This is a genomic window from Latilactobacillus sakei (genome assembly GCA_002953655.1).
Taxonomy (GTDB): domain Bacteria; phylum Bacillota; class Bacilli; order Lactobacillales; family Lactobacillaceae; genus Latilactobacillus; species Latilactobacillus sakei_A.
The window spans coordinates 977,256-1,000,038 of sequence record CP025839.1; the positions used below are offsets into that span (position 1 = coordinate 977,256).

A 22,783-nucleotide genomic window follows, 5' to 3' on the forward strand; every position below is an offset into this window, starting at 1 on the left:
GTTATTCACACCAACTTTCTGTACTTTACGAGACTTGTCAAACCGGCGTCTTTGACGCCAATTCGCCAAGTAGCGTAAATGTTCAAAAGTAACCCGGTGTGAATAACACTCTGTTGACCTTTGGGTTACCCTAGGGTTTATACTTTTTTGTGAGGTGAGAAGATGGCTGAAAAATTATTGACGATTTCGGCATTTGCCAAATTATTTAAGACAACGCAGTACACCATCCGGCATTATGAGGATAAGGGGCTGTTATTGCCAGCGAAAATCGCTGAGAATGGCTATCGGCAATATGGCATGGCCGAGGCATATCAATTATCGTTTATTTTATTTTTGCGGGCATTAGGCTTATCAGTAGCCGAAATAAAGTTGATTTTAACAACGGATTATCCAGAACAAACGATGCTTCTGAATAAAAAACAAGCGCTGCAAGAAGAAATTGCCCGGTTACAAGCATTAGAGCAAACTGTTGATGAGCAATTACAACAAGCGACTCATGAAACAACCTATCAGGTCAATCAAACAATTCACTTGCGCGTTTTAAAACGGCTACCATTTGCGCAAGATTTTGACTTATCGGTAGTTGAAGCAATTGATTGGCAGCCTGATTTGATGGTTCGCCAGCTGTATTATGTGATTGGTGAAATGGATTATGCGATTTGTATCGCAACGCCCACGCCAAGCGACTACCACATTGAAGCTGGTTATTATGAATTCACGACAATTGAAGCTGCTAGCGGTGCAGAATTTGATACCGCCTTGTCAGCCATCACGGCTCACCAAAAATTACCGTTAATTGGCATTGAAGCACGAGGCACTTTTTTGAGCCCGGGCAAACACTTAGCGGTTAAAATACTAGGAAAAAGGCAGGCACAATAATATGCAACTTGCAACACAACGCTTAATCCTCAGACCATTTGAATTGGCGGATGATCAAGCAATCTATGAATACGCAAAGGATCCAGCGATTGGCCCCATCGCCGGTTGGCCAGTGCACACTAGCGTCGCTCACAGTCGCGAACTCATTCAAAACTACTTAATGACAGAAGGAATCTATTCAGTTAATTTGAAAACAGCACCGCAACATGCAATCGGTAGTGTGGGGTTAGAATTGGTTAAAAACGGCGGCGGCCAACCCTTTATGGGTGAGAATGATGCCGAAATTGGTTATTGGATTGGTGTCCCATATTGGGGGCAAGGTTTGATTCCAGAAGCGTCAAAAGCGATTTTAGCATACGGCTTTGAAATGCTTAAACTTGATAATATTTGGTGTGGTTATTATGACGGTAACCAACAATCAAAGCGCGCGCAAGAAAAATTAGGCTTCCAACCAGAATTGACGATTGATGAAATGTATAATCCACTATTAGATGATACGCGCCAAGAACACTTCACGAAGATGACCAAGAAACAGTGGCAAGCGTTAAAGCATTAAAATATAAAAGATTATTCCCCGACCATTTCGGTTTCTCCCGAATGATTGGGGGATTTTTTTGTATTTTATTCATTTTAAAATTTTATTGTATATGACATAAACAAATCGCGATAAATCGGCTTTTTTGCCACCTTATGCGATATTTCGACGTAAAATATATTTTAAAGTCGAATTGACTTCAAAAAAAACATGTGGTATTGTTCATGAATGGAAATGCGATACGCCGTATTACATTTTTAAATAATCAATGGGGAGGCATTATGACACTCTTAAATACAACTGAGATTATGGCGCTAATTCCAAATCGGTACCCAATTATTTATATTGATACTGTTGAGTCGTTAGTACCTGGGCAAGAAGTGGTCGCAATCAAGAACGTCACGATTAATGAACAATTCATGCGGGGCTATCGTCCTGATTCACCACAGATGCCAAATACATTAATGATTGAAGCTTTGGCACAGACGGCTTCAATATTAATTTTAAAATCACCAGAATTCTTTGGGAAGACGGCTTATCTGGGCGCTGCTAAAAACGTTTTGTTCCATCAAACGGTTCGGCCCGGTGATCAAATCGTCTTCACGGTTAAATTAACTAAGAAAAAAGAAAATATGGGAGTTGTCCAAACCAATGCGACTGTTAATGGTCAAATGGTTTGTGAAGCGGAGCTAACCTTTGTTGTGGCCCCGCGCGATGATCTCCTCGGAAAAAAGTAGAGGTTAACAAATGGCCTTTAAAATAATTGAAACGGCAAGTGCTTTACCCGCCAACATTGTGACCAACGACGATTTAACGGCCATTATGGAAACTTCTAATGAATGGATTGAAAGTCGAACAGGTATTTTAGAAAGACGGATTTCGGAAACGGAAAATACGTCTGATTTATGCTTACGCGTGGCACAAACGTTATTGGCCAAAAGCGGTATCGCAGTTTCACAAATTAAGGCGATTATCGTTGCGACGATGACGCCGGATTATTACACACCTTCGACAGCAGCTATTGTGCAGGGCCGATTAGGTGCTGACCAAGCATTTGCGTTTGATATTAGCGCCGCTTGTTCCGGCTTTACCTACGCACTATCTGCTGCGCGAGGCTACGTGCAGACACCAGATGATTATGTTTTGGTCATCGGTGGCGAAGTTATTTCTAAAATGCTTGATTGGTCAGATCGCAGTACTGCCGTTTTATTCGGTGATGGCGCTGCGGGTGTCTTGTTACAAGGCACTACCACTGACCAAGCAAGTTGGGTTAGTGAAAAGCTAATCACGATTGGGACGGAAAGTGACCAATTAGTTTCAGGTTACGCACCGGTTAAACGGCCTAATTTCGGTCAGGTTGGTCAAACGCAAGTCGGGATTGATTTTTTCAAAATGACCGGTCAAGCAATCTACCAATTTTCAACACGGCGCGTCCCCAAAGCAATTGAAGCGGCGGTCTTAGAAGCCGGTTTGACACTTGATCAAATCGATCACTTCTTAGTCCACCAAGCGAATTCACGCTTGATTACAAAAATGGCTAGCATGTTGGATCAACCGCTAACCAAGTTTCCAATGAATTTACAGCATTATGGCAATACTTCGGCTGCCAGTATTCCACTGCTATTAGCGGAACAAGTCGAAGCAAACCATGTTAAGCGCGGTGATTTATGCGTACTCTGTGGTTTTGGCGGTGGGTTAACCATCGGCATTCAAATTATTCGTTATTAAAAATAAACTAAAAAAATTAATTAATTATAAGGGGTTTTAATCATGACACAAGCAGAAATCTTAAAAAAAGTACAAGCAGTTATCGCAGAACAATTAGACGTTGAAGAAAGCCAAGTAACACCAACAACGAACATTCGTGAAGATTTAGATGCAGATAGCTTAGATATCTTTGAAGTAATGAACCAATTAGAAGACGACATGGAACTTAAATTAGATCCAGACGAATCAATCGTAACGGTTCAAAACGTTGTCGACTACATCGAAAAAACGATGAACAAATAAAGAGTGTGTTTCACCCGGGTATATCCTGAGGATTAGCATAGTATGGCGAATAAGCGCTGTAAGCAATTATTTGGCATACGTCGCTAACCGGAAGGATATAGGTGAAAAAGCACGTTTCAAAATGGACATTTAGCAATCTAAAGGAGCACAGATGATGGTTAAAATTGGACTTTTAATGAGCGGTCAGGGTAGCGAAGCCGTTGGAATGGGGAATGATTTATATCAAGATTATCCCATTTACCGCGACACGATTGACCAAGCGAGTCAGCTGACACAACTTGATTTACAAAAAATCATGAATGATGCTGATTTGTTAGGTCAAACACGTTATGCGCAACCGGCGATCGTGGCCATGAGCGTTGGGATTAGCCGTTTATTAACAGATGCGGGGATCTCAACAGCGGGGGCCTTAGGGCTGAGCTTAGGGGAATATTCAGCATTGATTGCCAGTGGCATGCTTGATTTGACGACCGGTTTACCGCTCGTTGCTAAGCGTGGTGCTTTAATGCAAGCGACTGTTGAAGCACAGCCTGGTGCAATGATTGCAATCTTAAAACCTGATATTAATCAAATTCAAGCAGCTTGTGAGACGATTCAAAAGACTGGTGAAACGGTGGCGATTGCGAATTACAATTCGTCCAAACAAATCGTCGTTGGTGGGACTCAAAAGGGGATTCAGGCGTTAACGACGTTATTTGAAACGCTTGAAGTAGCGCCTAAAGTGATTCCGTTACCTGTTAAAGGGGCCTTTCATACCGCTTTATTTGAAGGAACGGCGCATCAATTTGAGCAAGCACTAGCGCAAGTTACTTTTAAAGCGGGCGTTTATCCCGTAATCAGTAATACGACTGAACAACCTTTTGAAGTCGCTAGCTTACAAGCAACCTTAATCGCACAGATGTATCAACCAACTCATTTTGCGACTGGCCTGACACAATTGGCCAAGCAAGAGGTGACAACGGTTATCGAAGTAGGGCCGGGTAACGCACTTAGCAAGTTTGCACGCCAAACGGTCCCTCAATTAGATCGATTTAATATTAGCAGTAGCGCACAGTTTGAAACTGTCGTAGCTGCCTTGAAAGAAGGCGCACATTAATGACTTCAAATGAAAAAGTAGCCGTGATTACTGGTGGTAGCCGCGGTATTGGTCGGGCAATTGCCCTCAAATTTGCAGCAGCAGGTTATCAACTCGTGCTTAATGCGCGTTCAGCATTAGATGCTGAACTCGTTCAAGCAATCGAAGATTTAGGGGTGACCTATTTGTTCGTCCAAGGCGATATTACTGCCGCAGACACCGCTGATCGTTTGGTTAAAGCAACCTTTGAACGCTATGGTCGCTTGGACGTCTTGGTGAATAATGCCGGTATTACGCGCGATAAGCTCGTGATGGCGATGTCCGTTGAAGATTTCCAAGCGGTTGTTGATGTCAACTTGGTCGGCACTTTTAGAGTGACCCAAGTGGCCTTTAAAAAAATGTTACGCCAACGTAGTGGTTGTATTATCAACCTGTCAAGCGTGATTGGCCAACACGGTAATATGGGCCAAGCCAATTACGCCGCTAGTAAAGCGGGCGTAATTGGGTTCACTCAATCTGTCGCCAAAGAAGGCGCTCTGCGTAACGTCCGGTGTAACGCGATTGCACCAGGAATGATTGAAACTGAAATGACAGCGGTCTTAAAACCGAGTGTTAAAGAAGCGATTATGACGCAGATTCCATTACAGCGTTTTGGTCAACCAGAAGAAGTGGCATCAGCCGCTTTATTTTTAGCAGAAAATGACTATTTGACGGGGCAAGTTTTGACTGTCGATGGCGGGATGACAATATAAGTGAGGGATTAAGATGACGAGAGTAGTAATTACAGGAATGGGCGTTGTGGCACCTTTAGGAAACGACGTTGAGACATTTACACGTCGAATTCTAGCGGGCGAATTAGGTATTGGCCCCATTACAAAATTTGACGCAAGCACGACCGGTGTGTCATTAGCTGCCGAAGTTCTTGATTTTGATCCGACATTACGAATCGGCAAGAAAAAAGCAAAGCGAATGGATTTATTTTCACAATACGCGCTTGATAGTGCACTAGCAGCACTCGAACAAGCCGGCATTAACGACGAAAATACCGCACCAGCCGATATGGGCGTTATTTACGGTTCTGGGATTGGTGGTTTAACGACGATTCAAGAACAAGTGACGCGCATGGTTGAAAAGGGTGCTGATCATATCTCACCACTTTTCGTGCCTAAATCAATTGGAAATATGGCTGCGGCCAACATCGCCATTGAAATCGGTGCGCAAAATATTTGTACAACGATCGTAACGGCTTGTTCAAGTGGGGCTAATGCGATTGGTGAGGCTTATCGTCAAATTAAAGAAAACCGGGCGACTGTGATGGTGACTGGTGGTTCTGAAGCCTCAATCAATGAAATTGGGATTGGTGGTTTTGCGGCGTTATCAACGTTATCAACTGCAACGGATCCAGCACGGGCTTCATTGCCTTTTGACGCAGACCGTAAAGGGTTTGTGATGGGTGAAGGTGGTGCCACTTTAATTTTAGAAAGTCTTGAACACGCACAAGCACGCCATGCAACGATTTTAGGTGAAGTCACAGGTTACGGGACCAATTGTGATGCCTACCATATGACATCACCTAATCCAAATGGTGAAGTTGCTGCGCGGGCAATGCAAATGGCAATTGATGAAGCCGGGATTACAGCGGCTGATGTTGATTACGTTAACGCACACGGTACTGGGACAGTCGCCAATGAATTAGCAGAATCTGCTGCTTTGGCACGTGTTTTTGGTGACGAAGGCACAGTTCCTGTCAGCAGCACGAAGAGTATGACCGGCCATTTATTAGGGGCAGCCGGTGCGCTTGAAGCAGTCGTTACAATTGGTGCTTTACAAGCCGGTACTTTGCCACCGAACGTGGGGTTACAAAATACTGATCCGGACTGTCATGTGAACTTAATTAAGACACCACTAGCTGCCCCAGACGCACAATATGGTATGAGTAACTCATTTGGCTTTGGTGGCCATAACGCTGTGTTGTTGTTGAAGAAATGGAGCGATTAGTTAAATGAACTACGATGAAGTCAAAGAAATGGTGGCCTTGTTTAATCAATCAGGCAACCAAGAAATGCAACTTGAAACAAGTGATATCAAACTTTATTTAAATAAACGAGGCGTTCAAGATGTGCAACACGCGCCAGTAGCGCCATCAGTGACACCCACAACGCCCATGACAAGTACGCCAACTGAGGCGCCTGAAGCACCTGTGGCTGTTGCTGATGATACAGTTGCGATTGAAGCACCATTAGTTGGGAGTATTTATTTACAACCCGCACCGGCTGATCCAGCTTTTGTGAAGGTTGGTCAAACAGTGGCGGTTGGCGATGTCGTTTGTGTGATTGAAGCCATGAAGATGATGACGGAAGTCAAAAGTACGGTGGCTGGGACAATTACTGAAATCCTCGTTCAAAACGAAGAATTAGTTGAATACCAACAACCCCTATTTAAAGTGAAAGAAGGCTAAACCATGTTAGATAGTCAAGAAATCCAAGCGATTCTACCCCATCGTTATCCGATGTTATTAATCGATCGTGTATTGAGTTTTGCACCAGGTGAATTTGCGATTGCCCGGAAAAACGTGTCAATCAACGAAGCGGTTTTCCAAGGCCATTTTCCAGGTAATCCAGTATTGCCAGGGGTTTTCATTTTAGAAGCCATGGCGCAAACTGGGGCGGTCGCTTTATTGACGCTTGATCAATTTAAAGGGCGGACAGCCTTTTTTGGTGGCGTTAAGTCGGCTAAATTCAGACGGGTGGTTCGTCCTGGCGATACACTTGAAATTAAAGTCACACTTGAAAAATTAAAAGATCGGATTGGGGTCGGTAAAGCGATCGCAACGGTTGATGGTGAAAAAGCCTGTACCGCAGAATTAACATTTATTATCGAATAGGAGGCACCACGCGATGTTTAAGAAAGTATTAGTCGCTAATCGGGGCGAAATCGCGTTGCACATCATTCGGACGTTAAAAGAAATGGGCATTCCCTCAGTATCGGTTTATTCTAAAGCTGATAAAAGTAGTTTGCACGTTCAACTAGCGGACGAAGCGGTCTGCATCGGCGGTAATCGACCACAAGAATCCTATTTAAATATGCAAAACGTTTTATCCGCAGCGATTGGGACTGGTTGCGACGCGATTCATCCAGGGTATGGTTTTCTATCTGAAAACAGTCAATTTGCTGAAATGTGTGAAGCCTGTGGCGTGACGTTTATCGGTCCTTCTAGTCAAGTGATTGCGCAGATGGGTGATAAAAGTCAGGCCAAAACTAGTATGAAGGCGGCCGCCGTGCCGTTGATTCCTGGGAGTGATGGCCCACTAAAAAGTCTCGCAGACGCTAAAATTGTCGCTGCTAAAGTTGGTTATCCCGTGATGATTAAAGCCGTCGCCGGTGGTGGTGGTAAAGGGATTCGTTTTGTTGACGATGAAAGCCAACTCGCTGACAGTTATGCGCAAGCACAATTAGAAGCGGCCGGTGCTTTTGGCAATGATCAATTGTACCTAGAAAAAATTATGCTGGACGTTAAACATATCGAAGTTCAAATTTTCAGAGATCGCTTCGGCAATGCTGTCTACTTCCCAGAACGGGATTGTTCAATGCAACGCTTTAAACAAAAGGTGATTGAAGAAACACCGTCGGCTTTATTAACACCAGCTGAACGGGCTGAATTGGGCGCCATTGCACTCAAAGCGGCTGAACAAATTAATTATGAAAATACGGGGACCGTTGAATTTTTAATGGACCAAAATCATCAGTTTTATTTCTTAGAAATGAACACCCGAATTCAAGTTGAACATCCGGTAACCGAAATGGTCACAGGGGTCGACCTTGTGCGGGAACAAATCTTGGTGGCTGCAGGGGCACCATTATCATTTGATCAAGCCGCTGTTGAAACCCGTGGCTTTGCACTTGAATGTCGTTTAAATGCTGAAGATCCGGACAATCACTTTGCCCCATCGGCGGGTACGGTGAACTATTTATACTTACCAACTGGTAACTTAGGTGTGCGCATTGACACACATTTATTCAGTGGTTATGCAATTTCACCGTTTTACGATGCGATGATTGGCAAGTTAATTACCTGGGGCGCAACGCGAGAAATTGCGATTGCTAAAATGCATCGGGTGCTCAATGAGTTGATTGTTTCAGGAATTAAAACGAATGCCCAGTTCCAACAAACGTTATTAGAAGATCCGGTCTTTTTAAGTAGTCAAGCGACGACGGATTATTTAACGTCATTAGCAACAGATTAAAAGGGGGGGCACCATGCAATTATTTAATGCCGTTCGTAATATCGGTAAAGCCCATCTTAAATATAATCAAGAAGCACGACAAAAGGTGCCAGATGGTTTATGGGTGGCTTGTCCTAAGTGTCAGCAATCGATTTATCATAAGGACCTTGGTTATTATCGGACTTGTCCGGTCTGTCAATATGGTTTTCGGACGCGGGCTAAGGTTCGTCTAGATTGGTTGGTGGATAGTTTTGAACCAGCTGGCGATCTAGCGCAAACCCCTAATCCGCTCCATTTTCCCAAATATCCACAGAAATTACGAAAAGCACAACAAATTACCGGACTAGAAGATAGTATTTTGACCGGCGTGGCGACTATTAAGCAACAAAAATTCGCCTTGGGCATTATGGATCCTTATTTTATTATGGGGAGCATGGGCAGTGCGACGGGCGAAAAAATTACGCGCCTCTTTGAACTGGCCACTGAAAAAGGTTTACCCGTGATTCTAATTGCGGCTTCTGGGGGTGCTCGGATGCAAGAAGGGATTTTTTCCTTGATGCAGATGGCTAAAACCTCGGCAGCCGTTAAACGGCATGCTGAACAAGGGTTATTGTACATTAGCTTATTAACCGATCCGACAACCGGGGGGGTAACAGCTAGTTTTGCAACGGAAGCGGATATTATTTTAGCCGAACCCAAAGCAGTGATTGGCTTTGCAGGGCGGCGCGTGATTGAACAGACGATGCACGAACAGATTGCACCAGATTTACAAGATGCCGAAACTGTCTTAAAAAACGGTTTTATTGATCAAATCGTAGCACGTCAGGATCAAAAGAAAGTACTTCATCAATTGTTGAAGTTACATGAAAGAGGGGCTCATTATTAATCGTCAAAAAAAGACAGCCGCTAAGATTGTCGCCGGCGCCCGTAGTAGTCAAAAAATAACGACACCGGCATTATTGGCCAACCTTTTTGATGATTTGATGATTCTCAAAGGCGACCGCGTCGGCGGCGAAGATCCAGCCATTATTGGCGGGATTGCATTATTTAATAATCAGCCGGTGACGGTGATTGCAACTAATAAAGGGACAACGCTTGAAGAACGCATGGCGTGTCACTTTGGTTGCCCTGAACCCGCCGGTTATCGCAAAGCATTACGGTTGATGAAGGAAGCAGAGAAATTTAAACGACCGATTATCACTTTGGTGAATACCGCTGGGGCTTATCCCGGGGCGCACGCCGAAGCGACCGGTCAGGGAATGGCGATTGCTAATAATTTATACGAAATCAGCACCCTGAAAACACCAATGATCAGCGTAATCTTCGGTGAAGGGGGTTCGGGTGGTGCCTTGGCACTGGCCTGTGGGGACCAAGTTTGGATGACCACTGAGAGTATGTATTCAATTTTATCGCCAGAAGGTTTTGCTTCAATTTTATGGAAAGATAGCCAGCGTGCTGATGAAGCGGCGGCAATCATGCAATTAACACCCCAATCTTTACAAGAGGCCGGTGTGATTGAAGGGATTATTCAAGAAGAACCAGATGAACACCTTTTCTGTCAAAACATTACGACCGTTTTAACCGAACAACTAAACCAATTACAACAATTACCTGTCGAGACTTTATTGGCCAATCGACAAGCCAGATTCCGGCAATTTTAACGAAAAAAAGGAGTGTCAGAAACGTGTTAAATGGAAAGAAAATCCTAGTGATGGGCGTTGCTAATCAAAGAAGTATCGCGTGGGGATGTGCACAAGCAATTACACAAGCTGGTGGGGAGGTTATCTATACCTACCAAAACGATCGGATTAAGCAGAGTTTGTCAAAATTTGTTCCCGAAACCAGTTTATTGGTTGAATGTGATGTCAGCGATGATGCCGCAATCGCACAAACCTTTGCTGAAATTAAAGCCAAAGTGGGGCAAATTGATGGCATCGTTCATGCGATTGCCTATGCCAACCGTGAAGAACTAGAAGGCATGGTTTACGAAACATCTCGCTCAGGTTACTTGTTAGCGCAAGAAATTAGTGCATATTCATTAATCGCTGTCGCTAAATATGGTCGTGACCTCTTAAAACCAAATGGCAGCATTGTGACAATGACTTACTTTGGTTCAGAACGCGCTGTTCCTAACTACAACGTGATGGGCATTGCTAAAGCATCATTAGAAGCTAGCGTTCGCTATTTAGCACGGGATTTAGGCGCTGACCAAATTCGCGTTAATGCCATTTCTGCAGGGGCCATTAAGACGCTTGCAGTGACCGGGGTTAAAGATTTCCGTTCATTATTAGAAGAATCAGAAAAACGAACTGTTGATGGTCAATCAGTCACGATTGAAGAAGTTGGGAATGTCGCTGGGTTCTTACTTAGCGATATGGCAACTGGTGTGACGGGTGACATTATCTACGTTGACAAAGGCGTTCATTTACAATAGACTTAATGACAATCGAGACGGCGCAAATACAGCGGGTACTTTCCCCGGCACTACGCGATTTGCTCACTATCTCAGTTCAGCAAGCACTACCTTCAACTAACGCTTATTTGTTGCAACAGCCAATGACTGACCAACAATGGTCAGTCGTGATAGCACAACAACAAACACAAGGCCGCGGTCAAAGAGACCACCAATTTGTATCACCGATTGGTGGTCTTTATTTAAGTCTTTTGATGCCCGTTCGAGATCCGGCGTGTTTTAATGCCTTTCAACAAACAGCCGCGGCGGGTGTAGCGCTTGCTGAAACGATTCAAGCCTTACTGGATTATGAAGTTCAGCTTAAATGGGTCAATGACGTCTATGATCAGCGGCAAAAATTAGCAGGCATTCTAACGGAGGGGTATCTCGATGATACCGGCCGCTTAAGTGGTGTCGTGGTGGGGGTCGGGCTTAATTTTGCCTCAACGATTGAAACGGAACGCATCGGTAACTTGCGGGCGCTAGTATTGGCACGGCAAGTATCGATTAACCAATTTAGTGGTCAGTATCTTAATCGATTGTATGCACTTTTACAGCTACCAGTGAGTGTGTTAACACAACGTTATCAACATTGGACACCATTGGTTGGTCGTAAGCTCCAAACAATTGCCGGACAACCAGTTGAAGATATGAGTGTTAGTGCACTCAAGCCAGATGGCACATTAATTTTAAGTAATCAACAAATCGTGCAAATTGGGCAAAAAGTCCGATTTGCGGATTAGTAAGCGGGAGGAATTATGATGTCAATGTCAGTTGCGCGCCGGTTAAGCTATATCGGTGTTTGTCTAGCCTTGTTAATTGTTTGTGCCCAGATTAGTATTCCGATTTGGATTGTTCCGATTACACTTCAAACGCTAGCTGTTGGGCTGATTGCCACCGTTCTACCGTTACAGTTGAGTAGTGCGGTGATTGCAGCTTATTTATTGCTAGGTTTGGTTGGCTTACCGGTTTTTGCTAATTTCGCGGGTGGGGCCAGCGTCATCGTGGGCCCGACAGGTGGTTATCTATTTGGCTTTATCATTTATATTGGCATTGTGCATTACGGCCTGCGTTATTTTGGTCATTCACGGCGCGTGCTGTTTAGTGTTAACTTACTCGCCAGTCTCTGCCAGTTATTAATTGGTACGCTGTGGTTGAGAATTGCACTTCATTTAGGGTGGCAAGCCAGCTTCTTAACTGGTTTTGCGCCCTATGTCCCGATTGAAATATTAAAAAGTGGGCTGATTGTAGCAGTGATTGCACGCTTACCACAACGCATTCAACAGTTCCATTAATCATCAAGAAAGTCGCCGAATAAGGCGACTTTTTTGATGGTCAAAAAAAGCAAGATTTGCATAATATGCTATAATAAAACCGTTATCATATTCAAGTACGATGGGGGAGATTATATGAAAAAGCAAGGGGTATTATTTGGGGCAGCAGCACTCTTATTATTAGCCGGATGCAGTCAAAAGGTTGAAGGACCTAAGTCAGCAGCCAAAAGTAGCAGTACGAGCCAACAAGTTAAAACATCAAAAAAAGCGCAGAAAGCAACGACGAGCTCGGCTAAAAAAGTGAGTCGTAAACAAGTAACCCAAACGTCATCATCAGCTAAAGCGGTCTGGTCTTCGGCCAAGTCACAAGCATTGAAGACCTATATGGCCAGTTTTAGTCAAGCAATGAATCAACAATATGTTGAATATTCACCAAGCCAAAGTGGCGAATATTATGGTATTCAATTTCCAGATTATTTAGATGAAGATAAAGTAGCGGTTGATGATCAACACGTTACTGTTAGTTGGTCCGAAAATGGCGTTGGCCAAGCAGATTACCAAGTTGTGGGTATTTATTCGGATTATAATAATGCACCAAGTATGGGAGCGCATCTGTACCTATTTACAATTCATGATGGTCAGCCAGTTGTATTAATCACGGAACAAACGCAAGGCATGCCAGACAATTTGATGCACTTCAAAGAAACAGCCAATACTGATTTGAAGCAAAACTTTGCACAGATTGTCGGTGGTGGCTCGGCAACAACGGCTAATACAACCAAAACGCCATCGTCAATTGCCAGCTATCAAGTGCCATCAGAATTAGCTGGCACTTGGTATGGTTATAGTGAGTATAGTAAGCAGTCAGAGCAAATTGATACGCTTGAAATAGCTGGGAATAAGCTGACGCTAAATGGCGAAACAACTGAATTACATCAAGATAGTGAACGAACAAGTCAAGATCGCGAACTATTGAGTGGTAAAGGTGATCCAAATCAAATAGATAAAAATAAAATGGACAATTGGGGTGTTATTAAAGAGTTTGATGTCGAGGGTCGTCATTGGCTCAATGTTCGTGGTTGGTATCAAAGTGCCGGGGATGGTAGTTATTACGGTGTTAAGAGCCGTAGTATCGATGGACAAACCATGCCTGTTTTAACGATTGCTGGTGGGGCCGGTATGTGGCCTAGTCAACATTTCTATCCAACTAAGGCAGCGGCGTTGTCAATGAAAGACACGAAATTTGATGATGAGCATAATCAAGAATAATTAAAAAATTCACCGGAATTGCGCAAGATTCAGCTTTCCTCTATAATAACTTGAAAAGAGGAGTGATGGAGATGTTTAAATCGCGTGATGAAAAGGTAGCGGCTTACGAAATGCTACTTAAGCAACAAGCGGCGTTATTAGAAGGCGAAACCAATTTAATTGCTAATTTGGCTAATTCTTCGGCTTTATTGAACCAAACGCTACCAGAAACGGTTTTTGCCGGTTACTATTTGTATCAAGATAATGAGTTAGTCTTAGGGCCTTTTCAAGGCAATGTCTCATGTATGCATATTCCGATGGGTAAAGGGGTTTGTGGTGAAGCTGCCGCTGAGCAAGCGACTGTGATTGTAACGGATGTGACGGAACATCAAAATTACATCGCCTGTGACTCAACGGCCCGTTCTGAAATCGTCGTACCAATGATGAAAGACGCGCGATTGATCGGTGTTTTAGATCTCGATAGCCGCGAAGTCGGCGCTTACGATGCGGTTGATCAAGAATACTTAGAACGTTACGTGCAGTTGCTAATGCAAGCATAAAAAAACAAGGTCCCTAAAAGGGGCCTTGTTTTTAATTTCTAGAGTGTAGCGATTTGTTTTTTAAGATGATAACAAACTTGGGTTACAATCACAATTGCCAACAAGCGATCCAAATAGTCAGTTCCGGCTTGAACAAGTGTGATGCTTGCAAATTGATTGAGGCCGAGACCACTGAGTAGTTGAACAATCATGCTGGAGCCTGAAGACGTAATCCCGTGGAATAGGAAATACGTAATCAATGAACTGACAACGGTGCCCGGTAAAGCGACGCCGATGGCAACTAACGGTATTTCACGTTTGTTACGGTGATGTTGGTACAAAAACCAGCCAGCTAGTAAACCGGTTAAAAGGCCATCTGGTAAATAGTATAGCGCGAATAAGTCAGTTGTAATACCGCTAAGAACACTACTAGCAGTTGCTGTTAACGCACCAGCTAACGGGCCTAGTAAGGCACCAGCAAGGATTGTCCCGATGCTATCGAGATAAATTGGTAATCGTAAGACGAGCGCAATGTTACTGCCGACGTAATTTAGGGCGATTGCCAAAGCGATGATCGTTAAGTGGCGTGTTTTAAATTTTTTCATTAAAGGTTGTTCCTATCTGAGTTTTTTTAAGTCCGTTTTAATCATTGAAGCCTGTGCATTTAAAACGACGGTCAAAAACTGTTCAAAGAAACGATTTGTATCCACCTCAGTTAAAATGAGGCTATTAACAGGACGGTGCCAAAAGTCGAAGCGGTCCACCAGTGTTTGGCCAATACTGATGCCGGTTGTTTCGACGGTGGTGTAGCTTTCAAAGCCCTGACAAAGGGTCGGGTCGATGAAATAGGCGACTGCGAGCGGATCATTAATGACACAGCCGATGACGTGTTCATATTGCCAGTGGAAATCAAAATAAAACTGCGTAATAGCGGCTAAATAGTCACCAACTTCAGGATTGATCCGCTGACAATAAGACAGTAGGGTGGGTGTGAAGACAATTTTGCGAGTGACATCTAAGCCAATCATTTCAATTTTATGATTGAGCTGTTCGTAAACTGCTAAAGCGGCCTCCGGATCACTCCAATAATTGAATTCCGCTACCGGTGAGCAATTACCGTGACTTTTATACGTGCCACCCATTGAGACGAAGCGCGCGCAGTTAGCCCCTAATTGGGGATTTAATGTCAGCGCGGTTGCAATATTGGTCAGCGGCCCGAGTGCAATAATGCTAGTATCACTGGGTGCTTCAAAAGTCGTTGCTAAAAAGTCGGCTGCCGATTGCTCAGCGGCCTTGGTAGTTGTTTGACGGCGAATATGACTATCACCCAAACCATCCATACCATGCGTATCTTGAGCGCTAACAAAGGTCTTCTTGAGCGGCTGGGCCGCACCAGCGTAGACCGGGATATCTAGTCGACCGAGTCGTTCTAGACATTTAAAGGCATTGTCGACGCCAATTTCGACGGGGACGTTGCCGCAAACAATCGTTAAAGCAACGACTTCTACTTCAGGCGATTGAATGGCCAAATTCAACGCGAGGGTGTCATCGATGCCGGGATCGCAATCAATAATAATTTTGCGAGTTTGCATTTATTTCTAACCTCCTTGAGATCCTTAGTTTTTTATTCTGGGAAGTTTCCGAACCAGTCCAAGCGGGGCTTAGGCGCTTGATTTCAAATGCACCATTTCATGATAACGTGTAGCGGGCATCCTGTAAATAGAAGACGTTAAGATCGATTTGAAAAAAATTAAATAACTTAGTAAATTTGAGTTGACATTGATTATTAGACTTGGTATTATAATAAACGTTGTAAGATATTGATACGGAGAATTACCCAAGTCTGGCTGAAGGGAACGGTCTTGAAAACCGTCAGGTGGGTTCTGCCCACGCGAGAGTTCGAATCTCTCATTCTCCTTAATAAATAACAGATAAATACCTCATTGATTAATCGATGAGGTGTTTTTTTGTCGTTAAATAGCACAAATAAAAAATGACCAGTCGATTGAAAAATCAATGACTGATCATTTTTGAAAGGCTCTAATTAAAAGCGATTATTTGTTGTATGTTGTGAAGCGGTCTTCAATTGTTGCATATTCCTTCGTATCTGCTGGATTTTCGATTGAGCCAAATGGCATTTGAGCACGAAGTTTCCAGTTTGATGGGATGTTCCATTTAGCAGCAACAGCTTCGTCAATGACTGGGTTGTAATGTTGTAGGTTAGCACCAATATTATGTTCAGCAAGTGCCATCCATGTTGCGTATTGTGCCATACCATTTGATTGTTCTGCCCAAACAGGGAAGTTGTCAGCATATAATGGGACATTTTCTTGGAAGTTCTTAATAGTATCTTGATCTTCAAAGAAAAGTACGGTGCCAACGCCACCAGCAAATGATGCTAGTTTAGCTTGTGTATTGGGGAAGTGTTCAGCAGGTGTTAATGGTTTTAAAGCACTTGCTGTAATATCATTCCATAAAGTATCGTTGGCTTCACCGAATAAAATAACTGCGCGTGAACCTTGACCATTGAAAGCACTGGGTGTTTCTTTGATTGTTTTGAAGATTAATTCTGAAACTTCAGCTTCCGTTAAGTCGATGTTTTGACCTAAAGCATAGATTGAACGGCGTTGTTTTTGTAAATCGTATAAGTTTGTCATATTTAAAATACCCCTTTAGAAGTTAGTTTATTGATAACAGGTATTACTATAACATACTTACAAAAGATAAGTAAAGTGTTTTTGTAAGCCTTTTTCAAAAATATAGCTTATTGCGCATTAAAAATTGTTTGCAATTTAATTGGTAAATCCTTATTTGGTACGGCTTCCCATGTTTTTATAAAACGTCCCTTAGCCGCTAATTTAAGATAATAATTTTCTTTGAGTTGTTTTGGTGCTTGGAAAACGATGGGATAATGAGTCCCATCTGCTCGATAGGCTTCTTGACGATAGACATAGTCACCATGTTCCCGAATAGTTCCGTAACGATTGGCCGTTTTAACATAGACCGCTTCTTTGGGAATTAAAAGATTGAATCGATCCCACTGTTGTGCGAGATCGCTATCTGGATTATCGGAGCGGGTTACTGCTGATCCGATAATTGGAACACTAATCAATAATAAGATTACTGCGAGACAACTGAATAATATTTTTTTCATGATAAACCACCTTTTTTTATGATTAATACTAGTCTAACAAGGATGACGGTAGTGGTATTCGGTCGGAAGCACGAATTATTTTGGGTGAAACGAACATTTTTGTCACTTTCAGAAAGCGATTTATCAATCTTAACGGTTTATGTCTGGGTTAGAATACTCTATAATAAGGAGCTATGAGCAGTTGTCTGTAGAAAGTAGGGTGACGATTAATTGAAACAAGTTCAAAATGTTATTCAGCAACTTACAGAAATTAGAACAGCACTAATGAATGGTGAAATTTATCAATCTGTACCAGAAAAAGTATTAGCCGTCATGGACGGTGTTCAATATAAAACGCGCCGCACGCACATTGCAATTCCGGATGATGCGGATGCCGCTTTAGCACGGATCGCTGCAATTGACCAACAAATCAAAACGGACGGGAAAGCCGCTCAAATTTCGGATGAAGCGTTGGACGATTTATTACGGCATATGGCTAGTCCAGACGCGCGTGTGCGAGATAAGGGCGTCTTTTATCTCTTTAATCGTTTGTTGCGCCAAACGGTCTTAACTAAGGCTCAATTATTATGGGTTAAGGATCGTTTAGTAAGTGACGACTATTTATTTGCCCATATTTTTGAACCAGAAAACGATGGTGTTTTTTTGCGCTCATTTAGTGCGATGTTTTTAGCCGGCGTTTTATATGCCAATCGGACATTTTATCACGTTTTAACAGAGGCCGAGTTAGTGGCGATTGAAATGCGACTAATGGCATACACGGTGATTGAATTAGATTCGCGAGGGTATGTTGAAGGTAAGGGTTGGGCGCACGCGATGACCCATATGATTAACGTCTGGTCTGAGTTAAACGAAACGACAGAATTACAACGAGCAGACAAATTATTAATGTTAGTGGTTGTCATGCAAGCTTATCGGTTCTCAGATAATGCATTGGCGTATGGCGAAGACAGTCATTTAACCAATGTCATTATCAATTTGATGAAGAAGAATCGTTTATATGTTGATTATTTCTTAATCGTCTTGCAAGAATGGCAACAAGCAATGTTGACCATTGCGCCAGAAGAAAATGTGGCTTTTTGGAATCGCTGGTATAATCGCAACCGATTTTTGCAGTCATTATTGATACAACCAGAATTACCAGAAAAAATTGCGGATTATTTACGTAAAATTTCTGATTTATTTTAAGATGATGAGTGAGGATTGAAACAAGTATGACAGTTAAAGGTGTAATTTTTGATGTTGATGGCATCTTAGTCAACAGTGAACCATATTATTTTGAGCAACGCTTAACATTTTTAAATGCAATTGGGGCAAAGTTAACCGTTGAAGAAAGTCGGCGTCAAATTGGATCCAATATGAACGCTGTTTTAAAACAGGTTTATCCAGGTAAAACGACTGATCAGTATGCCATGATCAAAGAAGGCTACCGCTCGTATAAACGTAGACATCCGATTCGCTTTGATACGATTTTAAACCAAGAGGCGCAGTTGCTTTTGGCTGAGATTGCGCCGAAATATCAAATTGGATTAGCTTCAGCTGGTGAGCGGCAAATCATTAATCAAATGCTTCAAGAAACTAAATTAGCCCCTTATTTTGAAACGATTGTCAGTGGGGCGGAGACCGCCCACAACAAGCCGGCACCGGATGTTTATACAACCGCAGTCGCCCAATTGGGGTTAAAAAGCGATGAAGCAGTGGCTATTGAAGATTCTGAATTTGGCATTAAAGCCGGCAAAGCAGCAGGCTTAACGGTCATTGCTTTAAAACCACTAGATAGCCAATTCAAAATTAATCAAGCAGAAGCTGATTACCATGTTGAATCATTGACCGAAGTACCGGCAATTTTGGCACAATTATCCTAAAAGTGGCTTCTAAAGTTGAGATTATTTTTTAGTTAATTGGCTAAATAACGTATATTAATACCTGTTTATCGTATATAATGATAGACAGGTATTAAGTGTCAACCGGATTAAATAAGAATGTCACTGGGGAATTTGAAGATGATGAAGATATTAGGGGAAAACTTTAAACGAATCCGTAAATCAAAAGGATTCACGCAAGCTGATTTAGCGCATGGTATTTGCACGCAAGCGACGGTTAGTCTCGTCGAACGTCGCAATCAGGTACCAAGTACGAAAATCTTAATGCAGCTTTGTCAGCGCTTGGAGGTCTCGGTCGATAAAATTATCGTCCAAGAAGAAGATCAGCTACACGTTTTAATGCGTAAGTTACAGGATTTAGCAAATGATGATGCGTTCGAACAAGCCCATCAAGTTATTCAACAGATTCATAGTAATGAATTGGTTGAATCTGAAGACTTTAAACGTTATTACTACTATCAAGGACAAATTAGTTTGTTGTTACAAGATAGTCCAGATGATGCGTTATTTTTCTTTCATCGGGCCTATGAGCAATATGTAACGTCACGAACGGATACGTACGGTGTTTTATGTATTATTGGCATGAGCTTAGCCAACGTGAAAAAAGGACAGCTAGATCGCGCGCAAAAGCAAGTTGATAAGGCAATTAGAATTATGGATAGTGAACCGGGCTTAATGATGATTGATTTTCCAAATCATTTACGGATTTATGGCACCATTGCTGAAATCTTTTGCGCACTAGGCGCTTATCCAACAGCAAGACGGTATGTACAAGAAGCAATCCAAGAAGCTTTAGACAAGCACAGTTTATATTTACTAGACTATCTCTATTTTGTCTTAGGACAAATTGAGGTTCAACGTGAGAATGCCCAAAAAGCATTACAACATTTCCGCGTTGCTCAGACACTTGCTCAGATTAGAAAACATTCTTTAATTTTGACGCAGGCTAACGCACAAATACAAAAATTAGATTAAAAAAAGCTGAGGCCCTAGGGTCTCAGCTTTTTTAGTATCATTAAATATCTTGGCCAATACTACTTTTTTTCTTATTGAGTGCATGTTTATTATCGAGATCTGTTCTAACCACTAAAACGTCACAAACAGCTGTCCGCGTAACGTATTCCGTTACTGAACCGATTAATAATCGTTCAACCGCGTTTAGCCCTGTGGCACCAATCATAATTAAATCAATGTCTTTTTTCTCAGGGACTTCACGAGCGATGAGGCTCTTAGGTGCACCATATTCAATACTGTAATCGACATCGGTTAAGCCGAGATCATTAGCAGTCACGATATATTCATCCATTGTTTTTTTAGCTGTTTCTGTAACTTGTTCAACCATTGCTGAATCGAAACTAGAAATGTTTTGGAAAGCGCGTGTATCGATAACGTGAATCAAATGTAATTGACCGTTGTTTCTAAGGGCTACTTCAACTGCTTTTCTAAAAGCGAGTTCAGCTTCATAGGAACCATCAATTGCGACCAAAATATGTTTATATTGTTGTAACATAGTCATCACCTCATTTAGATTTACAAGCTTATTGTACGCTAATTCAGGAACAAAAGTAAAACTTAAAGACTAGAAGCAAAAGATAATGCAACAAATCCAGCGACTAAACTAGCTGCAATCACAGTGATTAAATTCCATGTGAGTGGTAGCACTATAAAAATAACAAGGCCTAACACGGCAATCAACAAGAGTAACCAACCAGCAACTAGCATACGACGACCTAAGCGACGGTTCTCAGCGAGGTTGAAAAGCAAAAATGATTTATTCTGGTAGTAACAAAGCACACCGCCTAATAGGGCAATAACTACCAAAAATAAAATAAGCACAAAAGAAATCAAACGAAAACCTCCTAAAAATTGTCAACAAAAAAGGGCCAACGCAAACGTTAGCCCTGTCAAAGTCATTGGACTTTGGGAAATCTAGTGATACCGTAGAAGCTTCCCGATAGTTGAGCCCGCTTTAATATGCAGGTGGGTCAGACTATTGTTAGACTTGGTTCCTTCATGAAAAAGTATACACTTGCTAACAACTCGTCCATCCCATTAACGAATTACTTGATCGGTCAACATAAGGTGGGAAGACGCGCATACCTTAGAAATCCTACTATTATAGTAGCATGCTTAGAGGATTGGTGCAACTTATTTGTAACCGTTCACTTATGGGAGCTTGCCTGTCTAAGCCGTTCAAGTTGTTGTTTTAAAACTTGCTCGTACTTACCAGTTGCTTTGGCTTCATAGTAATGACTACCTAAGAGTTTAGTAGGGAGGTAGTCTTGTGCCACCCAATCATTGGGATAGTTATGCGGATACTTGTAATCAACACCGTGGCCAAGCTTAGCAGCACCAGTGTAATGCGCGTCTTTTAAATGGGCGGGGACTTCGCCAGCCTTACCAGCGCGAATGTCACCTAACGCATTATCAATGGCTGTAATGGCTGAATCTGACTTAGGTGAAAGGCAGAGGTCAATCACAGCAACTGCTAGTGGAATACGGGCTTCAGGAAAGCCTAATTGTTTGGCGGCCGTTACTGCTTCAACCGTGCGGGCACAGGCTTGAGGATTGGCTAAACCAACGTCTTCATAGGCCATCGTCATTAGCCGGCGGCTGATAGATGGTAGGTCACCAGCTTCAATTAAGCGTCCCATATAATGCAAGGCAGCATCAACGTCGCTACCACGAACAGATTTTTGAAAAGCTGAAATAACATCATAGTGGGCATCGCCATCTTTATCATGGGTAATGGCCTTTCTTTGAACGCATTCCTCAATAACAGCGAGATCAATATCAATTAAGCCGGTTTCTGGGTTTTTAGGCGTTGAGCGGACGGCTAATTCTAGCGCATTTAAAGCACTTCGAAGATCACCATTGGTGACTTGTGCGAGATATTTTTCAGCCGTTTCATCAAGGTTAACGGGTTCATCACCTAAGCCTTTTTGCGAATCGGTTAAGGCGCGTTGAATAGCGACGTGAATATCGGCTTCATTGAGTGGATGGACTTCAAATATCTGGGTTCGACTCCGAATGGCGGGGTTGATTGTGATATAAGGATTTTCGGTGGTAGCGCCAATTAGAATAATTCGACCACTTTCGAGATGGGGGAGTAAAAAATCCTGTTTCGTTTTATCGAGGCGATGAATTTCATCGAGTAATAAAATAACGGTTCCGCTCATTTTAGCTTCTTCAGCGACGATTTGGAGATCTTTTTTACTGTCTGTTGCGGCATTCAGCATGCGAAAGGCGTATTGCGTACTACCAGCAATGGCGCTAGCGATACTGGTTTTTCCGGTACCAGGCGGCCCATACAGAATCATTGACGAAAGTAATTTAGCGTCAACCATTCGCCGGATAATCTTTTGCGGGCCTACTAAGTGTGTCTGACCCACAATTTCATCAATATTTGTGGGGCGCATACGATATGCGAGTGGTTGTTGCATAGCTGTCATCCTTTTAAAATAATGTTTGTTACCAGTATAACACGTGTCAAAATTTAACAACGGTCTAGCGT

The 22,783-nt window shown here is 42.6% G+C and carries 28 protein-coding genes, 1 tRNA gene and 1 riboswitch; of the genes, 22 read left to right on the forward strand and 7 right to left on the reverse strand.

What is annotated here, in order from left to right; translation table 11 throughout:
- Positions 1–162 precede the first annotated feature (162 nt).
- The 18 genes from C0213_04855 (at position 163) to C0213_04940 (ending at position 14,256) form a co-directional block, all read left to right on the forward strand.
- Positions 163–879 carry a transcriptional regulator gene (locus tag C0213_04855; protein AUX11763.1) on the forward strand — a complete coding sequence of 239 codons (717 nt, stop codon included), beginning with the start codon at positions 163–165 and terminating at the stop codon, positions 877–879.
- Between the two features lies 1 nt (position 880).
- Positions 881–1,435: a RimJ/RimL family protein N-acetyltransferase gene (locus C0213_04860; GenBank protein ID AUX11764.1), complete on the forward strand. Its 555-nt coding sequence runs from the start codon at positions 881–883 to the stop codon at positions 1,433–1,435.
- Positions 1,436–1,695: 260 nt separating this feature from the next.
- Positions 1,696–2,151: a 3-hydroxyacyl-[acyl-carrier-protein] dehydratase FabZ gene (locus C0213_04865; protein ID AUX11765.1), complete on the forward strand. Its 456-nt coding sequence runs from the start codon at positions 1,696–1,698 to the stop codon at positions 2,149–2,151.
- A 10-nt stretch (positions 2,152–2,161) separates the two neighbouring features.
- Positions 2,162–3,142 carry a 3-oxoacyl-ACP synthase gene (locus C0213_04870; GenBank protein ID AUX11766.1) on the forward strand — a complete coding sequence of 327 codons (981 nt, stop codon included), beginning with the start codon at positions 2,162–2,164 and terminating at the stop codon, positions 3,140–3,142.
- A gap of 42 nt (positions 3,143–3,184) precedes the next feature.
- Positions 3,185–3,424 (forward strand): acyl carrier protein, encoded by a 240-nt coding sequence (locus C0213_04875; protein ID AUX11767.1) that lies wholly within the window; start codon positions 3,185–3,187, stop codon positions 3,422–3,424.
- A 151-nt stretch (positions 3,425–3,575) separates the two neighbouring features.
- Complete coding sequence (locus C0213_04880; protein ID AUX11768.1) at positions 3,576–4,520, forward strand: ACP S-malonyltransferase; 945 nt, start codon at positions 3,576–3,578, stop codon at positions 4,518–4,520.
- Positions 4,520–5,251, forward strand: coding sequence for a 3-oxoacyl-[acyl-carrier-protein] reductase (gene fabG, locus C0213_04885; GenBank protein ID AUX11769.1), 732 nt, complete (start codon positions 4,520–4,522; stop codon positions 5,249–5,251). The genes C0213_04880 and fabG overlap by 1 nt, the downstream gene beginning before the upstream one ends.
- 13 nt (positions 5,252–5,264) lie before the next feature.
- Positions 5,265–6,497 carry a beta-ketoacyl-[acyl-carrier-protein] synthase II gene (gene fabF / locus C0213_04890; protein AUX11770.1) on the forward strand — a complete coding sequence of 411 codons (1,233 nt, stop codon included), beginning with the start codon at positions 5,265–5,267 and terminating at the stop codon, positions 6,495–6,497.
- A gap of 4 nt (positions 6,498–6,501) precedes the next feature.
- Complete coding sequence (gene accB / locus C0213_04895; GenBank protein ID AUX11771.1) at positions 6,502–6,957, forward strand: acetyl-CoA carboxylase biotin carboxyl carrier protein; 456 nt, start codon at positions 6,502–6,504, stop codon at positions 6,955–6,957.
- A gap of 3 nt (positions 6,958–6,960) precedes the next feature.
- A complete protein-coding gene (fabZ, locus tag C0213_04900) occupies positions 6,961–7,383 on the forward strand; it encodes a 3-hydroxyacyl-[acyl-carrier-protein] dehydratase FabZ (protein ID AUX11772.1) in 423 nt (140 codons plus the stop codon).
- 13 nt (positions 7,384–7,396) lie between these two features.
- Positions 7,397–8,743 carry an acetyl-CoA carboxylase biotin carboxylase subunit gene (gene accC, locus C0213_04905; GenBank protein ID AUX11773.1) on the forward strand — a complete coding sequence of 449 codons (1,347 nt, stop codon included), beginning with the start codon at positions 7,397–7,399 and terminating at the stop codon, positions 8,741–8,743.
- A 13-nt stretch (positions 8,744–8,756) separates the two neighbouring features.
- Complete coding sequence (locus C0213_04910) at positions 8,757–9,608, forward strand: acetyl-CoA carboxylase carboxyl transferase subunit beta (protein AUX11774.1); 852 nt, start codon at positions 8,757–8,759, stop codon at positions 9,606–9,608.
- Positions 9,586–10,383: an acetyl-CoA carboxylase carboxyl transferase subunit alpha gene (locus tag C0213_04915; GenBank protein ID AUX11775.1), complete on the forward strand. Its 798-nt coding sequence runs from the start codon at positions 9,586–9,588 to the stop codon at positions 10,381–10,383. The genes C0213_04910 and C0213_04915 overlap by 23 nt, the downstream gene beginning before the upstream one ends.
- Positions 10,384–10,406: 23 nt before the next feature.
- Complete coding sequence (locus C0213_04920; protein AUX11776.1) at positions 10,407–11,156, forward strand: enoyl-[acyl-carrier-protein] reductase FabI; 750 nt, start codon at positions 10,407–10,409, stop codon at positions 11,154–11,156.
- Between the two features lie 5 nt (positions 11,157–11,161).
- Complete coding sequence (locus C0213_04925) at positions 11,162–11,917, forward strand: biotin--[acetyl-CoA-carboxylase] ligase (protein ID AUX11777.1); 756 nt, start codon at positions 11,162–11,164, stop codon at positions 11,915–11,917.
- 15 nt (positions 11,918–11,932) lie between these two features.
- Positions 11,933–12,469, forward strand: a complete 537-nt coding sequence (locus C0213_04930; GenBank protein ID AUX11778.1) for a BioY family transporter — start codon at positions 11,933–11,935, stop codon at positions 12,467–12,469.
- 36 nt (positions 12,470–12,505) lie between these two features.
- Positions 12,506–13,717: a hypothetical protein gene (locus C0213_04935; GenBank protein ID AUX11779.1), complete on the forward strand. Its 1,212-nt coding sequence runs from the start codon at positions 12,506–12,508 to the stop codon at positions 13,715–13,717.
- Positions 13,718–13,788: 71 nt separating this feature from the next.
- Positions 13,789–14,256 (forward strand): GAF domain-containing protein, encoded by a 468-nt coding sequence (locus C0213_04940; protein AUX11780.1) that lies wholly within the window; start codon positions 13,789–13,791, stop codon positions 14,254–14,256.
- Positions 14,257–14,294: 38 nt separating this feature from the next.
- On the opposite strand, the gene C0213_04945 is transcribed toward C0213_04940, so the two are convergent.
- Positions 14,295–14,840: an ECF transporter S component gene (locus C0213_04945; protein AUX11781.1), complete on the reverse strand. Its 546-nt coding sequence runs from the start codon at positions 14,838–14,840 to the stop codon at positions 14,295–14,297.
- Between the two features lie 12 nt (positions 14,841–14,852).
- On the reverse strand, positions 14,853–15,827 hold the full coding sequence (locus C0213_04950; protein AUX11782.1) for a nucleoside hydrolase: 975 nt from the start codon (positions 15,825–15,827) through the stop codon (positions 14,853–14,855).
- Between the two features lie 18 nt (positions 15,828–15,845).
- Positions 15,846–15,890, reverse strand: a riboswitch (PreQ1 riboswitch).
- Between the two features lie 172 nt (positions 15,891–16,062).
- Between C0213_04950 and C0213_04955 the strand changes: the two genes are divergently transcribed.
- Positions 16,063–16,153: transfer RNA gene (locus C0213_04955), tRNA-Ser, on the forward strand.
- A 136-nt stretch (positions 16,154–16,289) separates the two neighbouring features.
- Here the strand turns inward: C0213_04955 and C0213_04960 are convergent.
- Together C0213_04960 and C0213_04965 are read right to left on the reverse strand one after the other, a co-directional pair.
- On the reverse strand, positions 16,290–16,892 hold the full coding sequence (locus C0213_04960; GenBank protein AUX11783.1) for a nitroreductase: 603 nt from the start codon (positions 16,890–16,892) through the stop codon (positions 16,290–16,292).
- A 107-nt stretch (positions 16,893–16,999) separates the two neighbouring features.
- A complete protein-coding gene (locus C0213_04965; protein AUX11784.1) occupies positions 17,000–17,389 on the reverse strand; it encodes a hypothetical protein in 390 nt (129 codons plus the stop codon).
- A gap of 210 nt (positions 17,390–17,599) precedes the next feature.
- On the opposite strand from C0213_04965, the gene C0213_04970 reads away from it, so the two are divergent.
- The 3 genes from C0213_04970 (at position 17,600) to C0213_04980 (ending at position 20,244) form a co-directional block, all read left to right on the forward strand.
- Positions 17,600–18,574 carry a hypothetical protein gene (locus tag C0213_04970; GenBank protein ID AUX11785.1) on the forward strand — a complete coding sequence of 325 codons (975 nt, stop codon included), beginning with the start codon at positions 17,600–17,602 and terminating at the stop codon, positions 18,572–18,574.
- A gap of 26 nt (positions 18,575–18,600) precedes the next feature.
- Positions 18,601–19,251, forward strand: a complete 651-nt coding sequence (locus tag C0213_04975; protein ID AUX11786.1) for an HAD family phosphatase — start codon at positions 18,601–18,603, stop codon at positions 19,249–19,251.
- 138 nt (positions 19,252–19,389) lie between these two features.
- The gene (locus tag C0213_04980) at positions 19,390–20,244 is read left to right on the forward strand and encodes an XRE family transcriptional regulator (protein AUX11787.1); all 855 of its coding nucleotides are present in this window, start codon (positions 19,390–19,392) and stop codon (positions 20,242–20,244) included.
- Between the two features lie 40 nt (positions 20,245–20,284).
- Here C0213_04980 and C0213_04985 read toward each other — a convergent pair whose 3' ends face one another.
- The 3 genes from C0213_04985 to C0213_04995 form a co-directional block, all read right to left on the reverse strand.
- Positions 20,285–20,779 carry a universal stress protein gene (locus tag C0213_04985; GenBank protein ID AUX11788.1) on the reverse strand — a complete coding sequence of 165 codons (495 nt, stop codon included), beginning with the start codon at positions 20,777–20,779 and terminating at the stop codon, positions 20,285–20,287.
- A 62-nt stretch (positions 20,780–20,841) separates the two neighbouring features.
- Positions 20,842–21,117: a hypothetical protein gene (locus C0213_04990; GenBank protein ID AUX11789.1), complete on the reverse strand. Its 276-nt coding sequence runs from the start codon at positions 21,115–21,117 to the stop codon at positions 20,842–20,844.
- Between the two features lie 314 nt (positions 21,118–21,431).
- Positions 21,432–22,712 (reverse strand): recombinase RarA, encoded by a 1,281-nt coding sequence (locus C0213_04995; protein AUX11790.1) that lies wholly within the window; start codon positions 22,710–22,712, stop codon positions 21,432–21,434.
- Positions 22,713–22,783 lie beyond the last annotated feature (71 nt).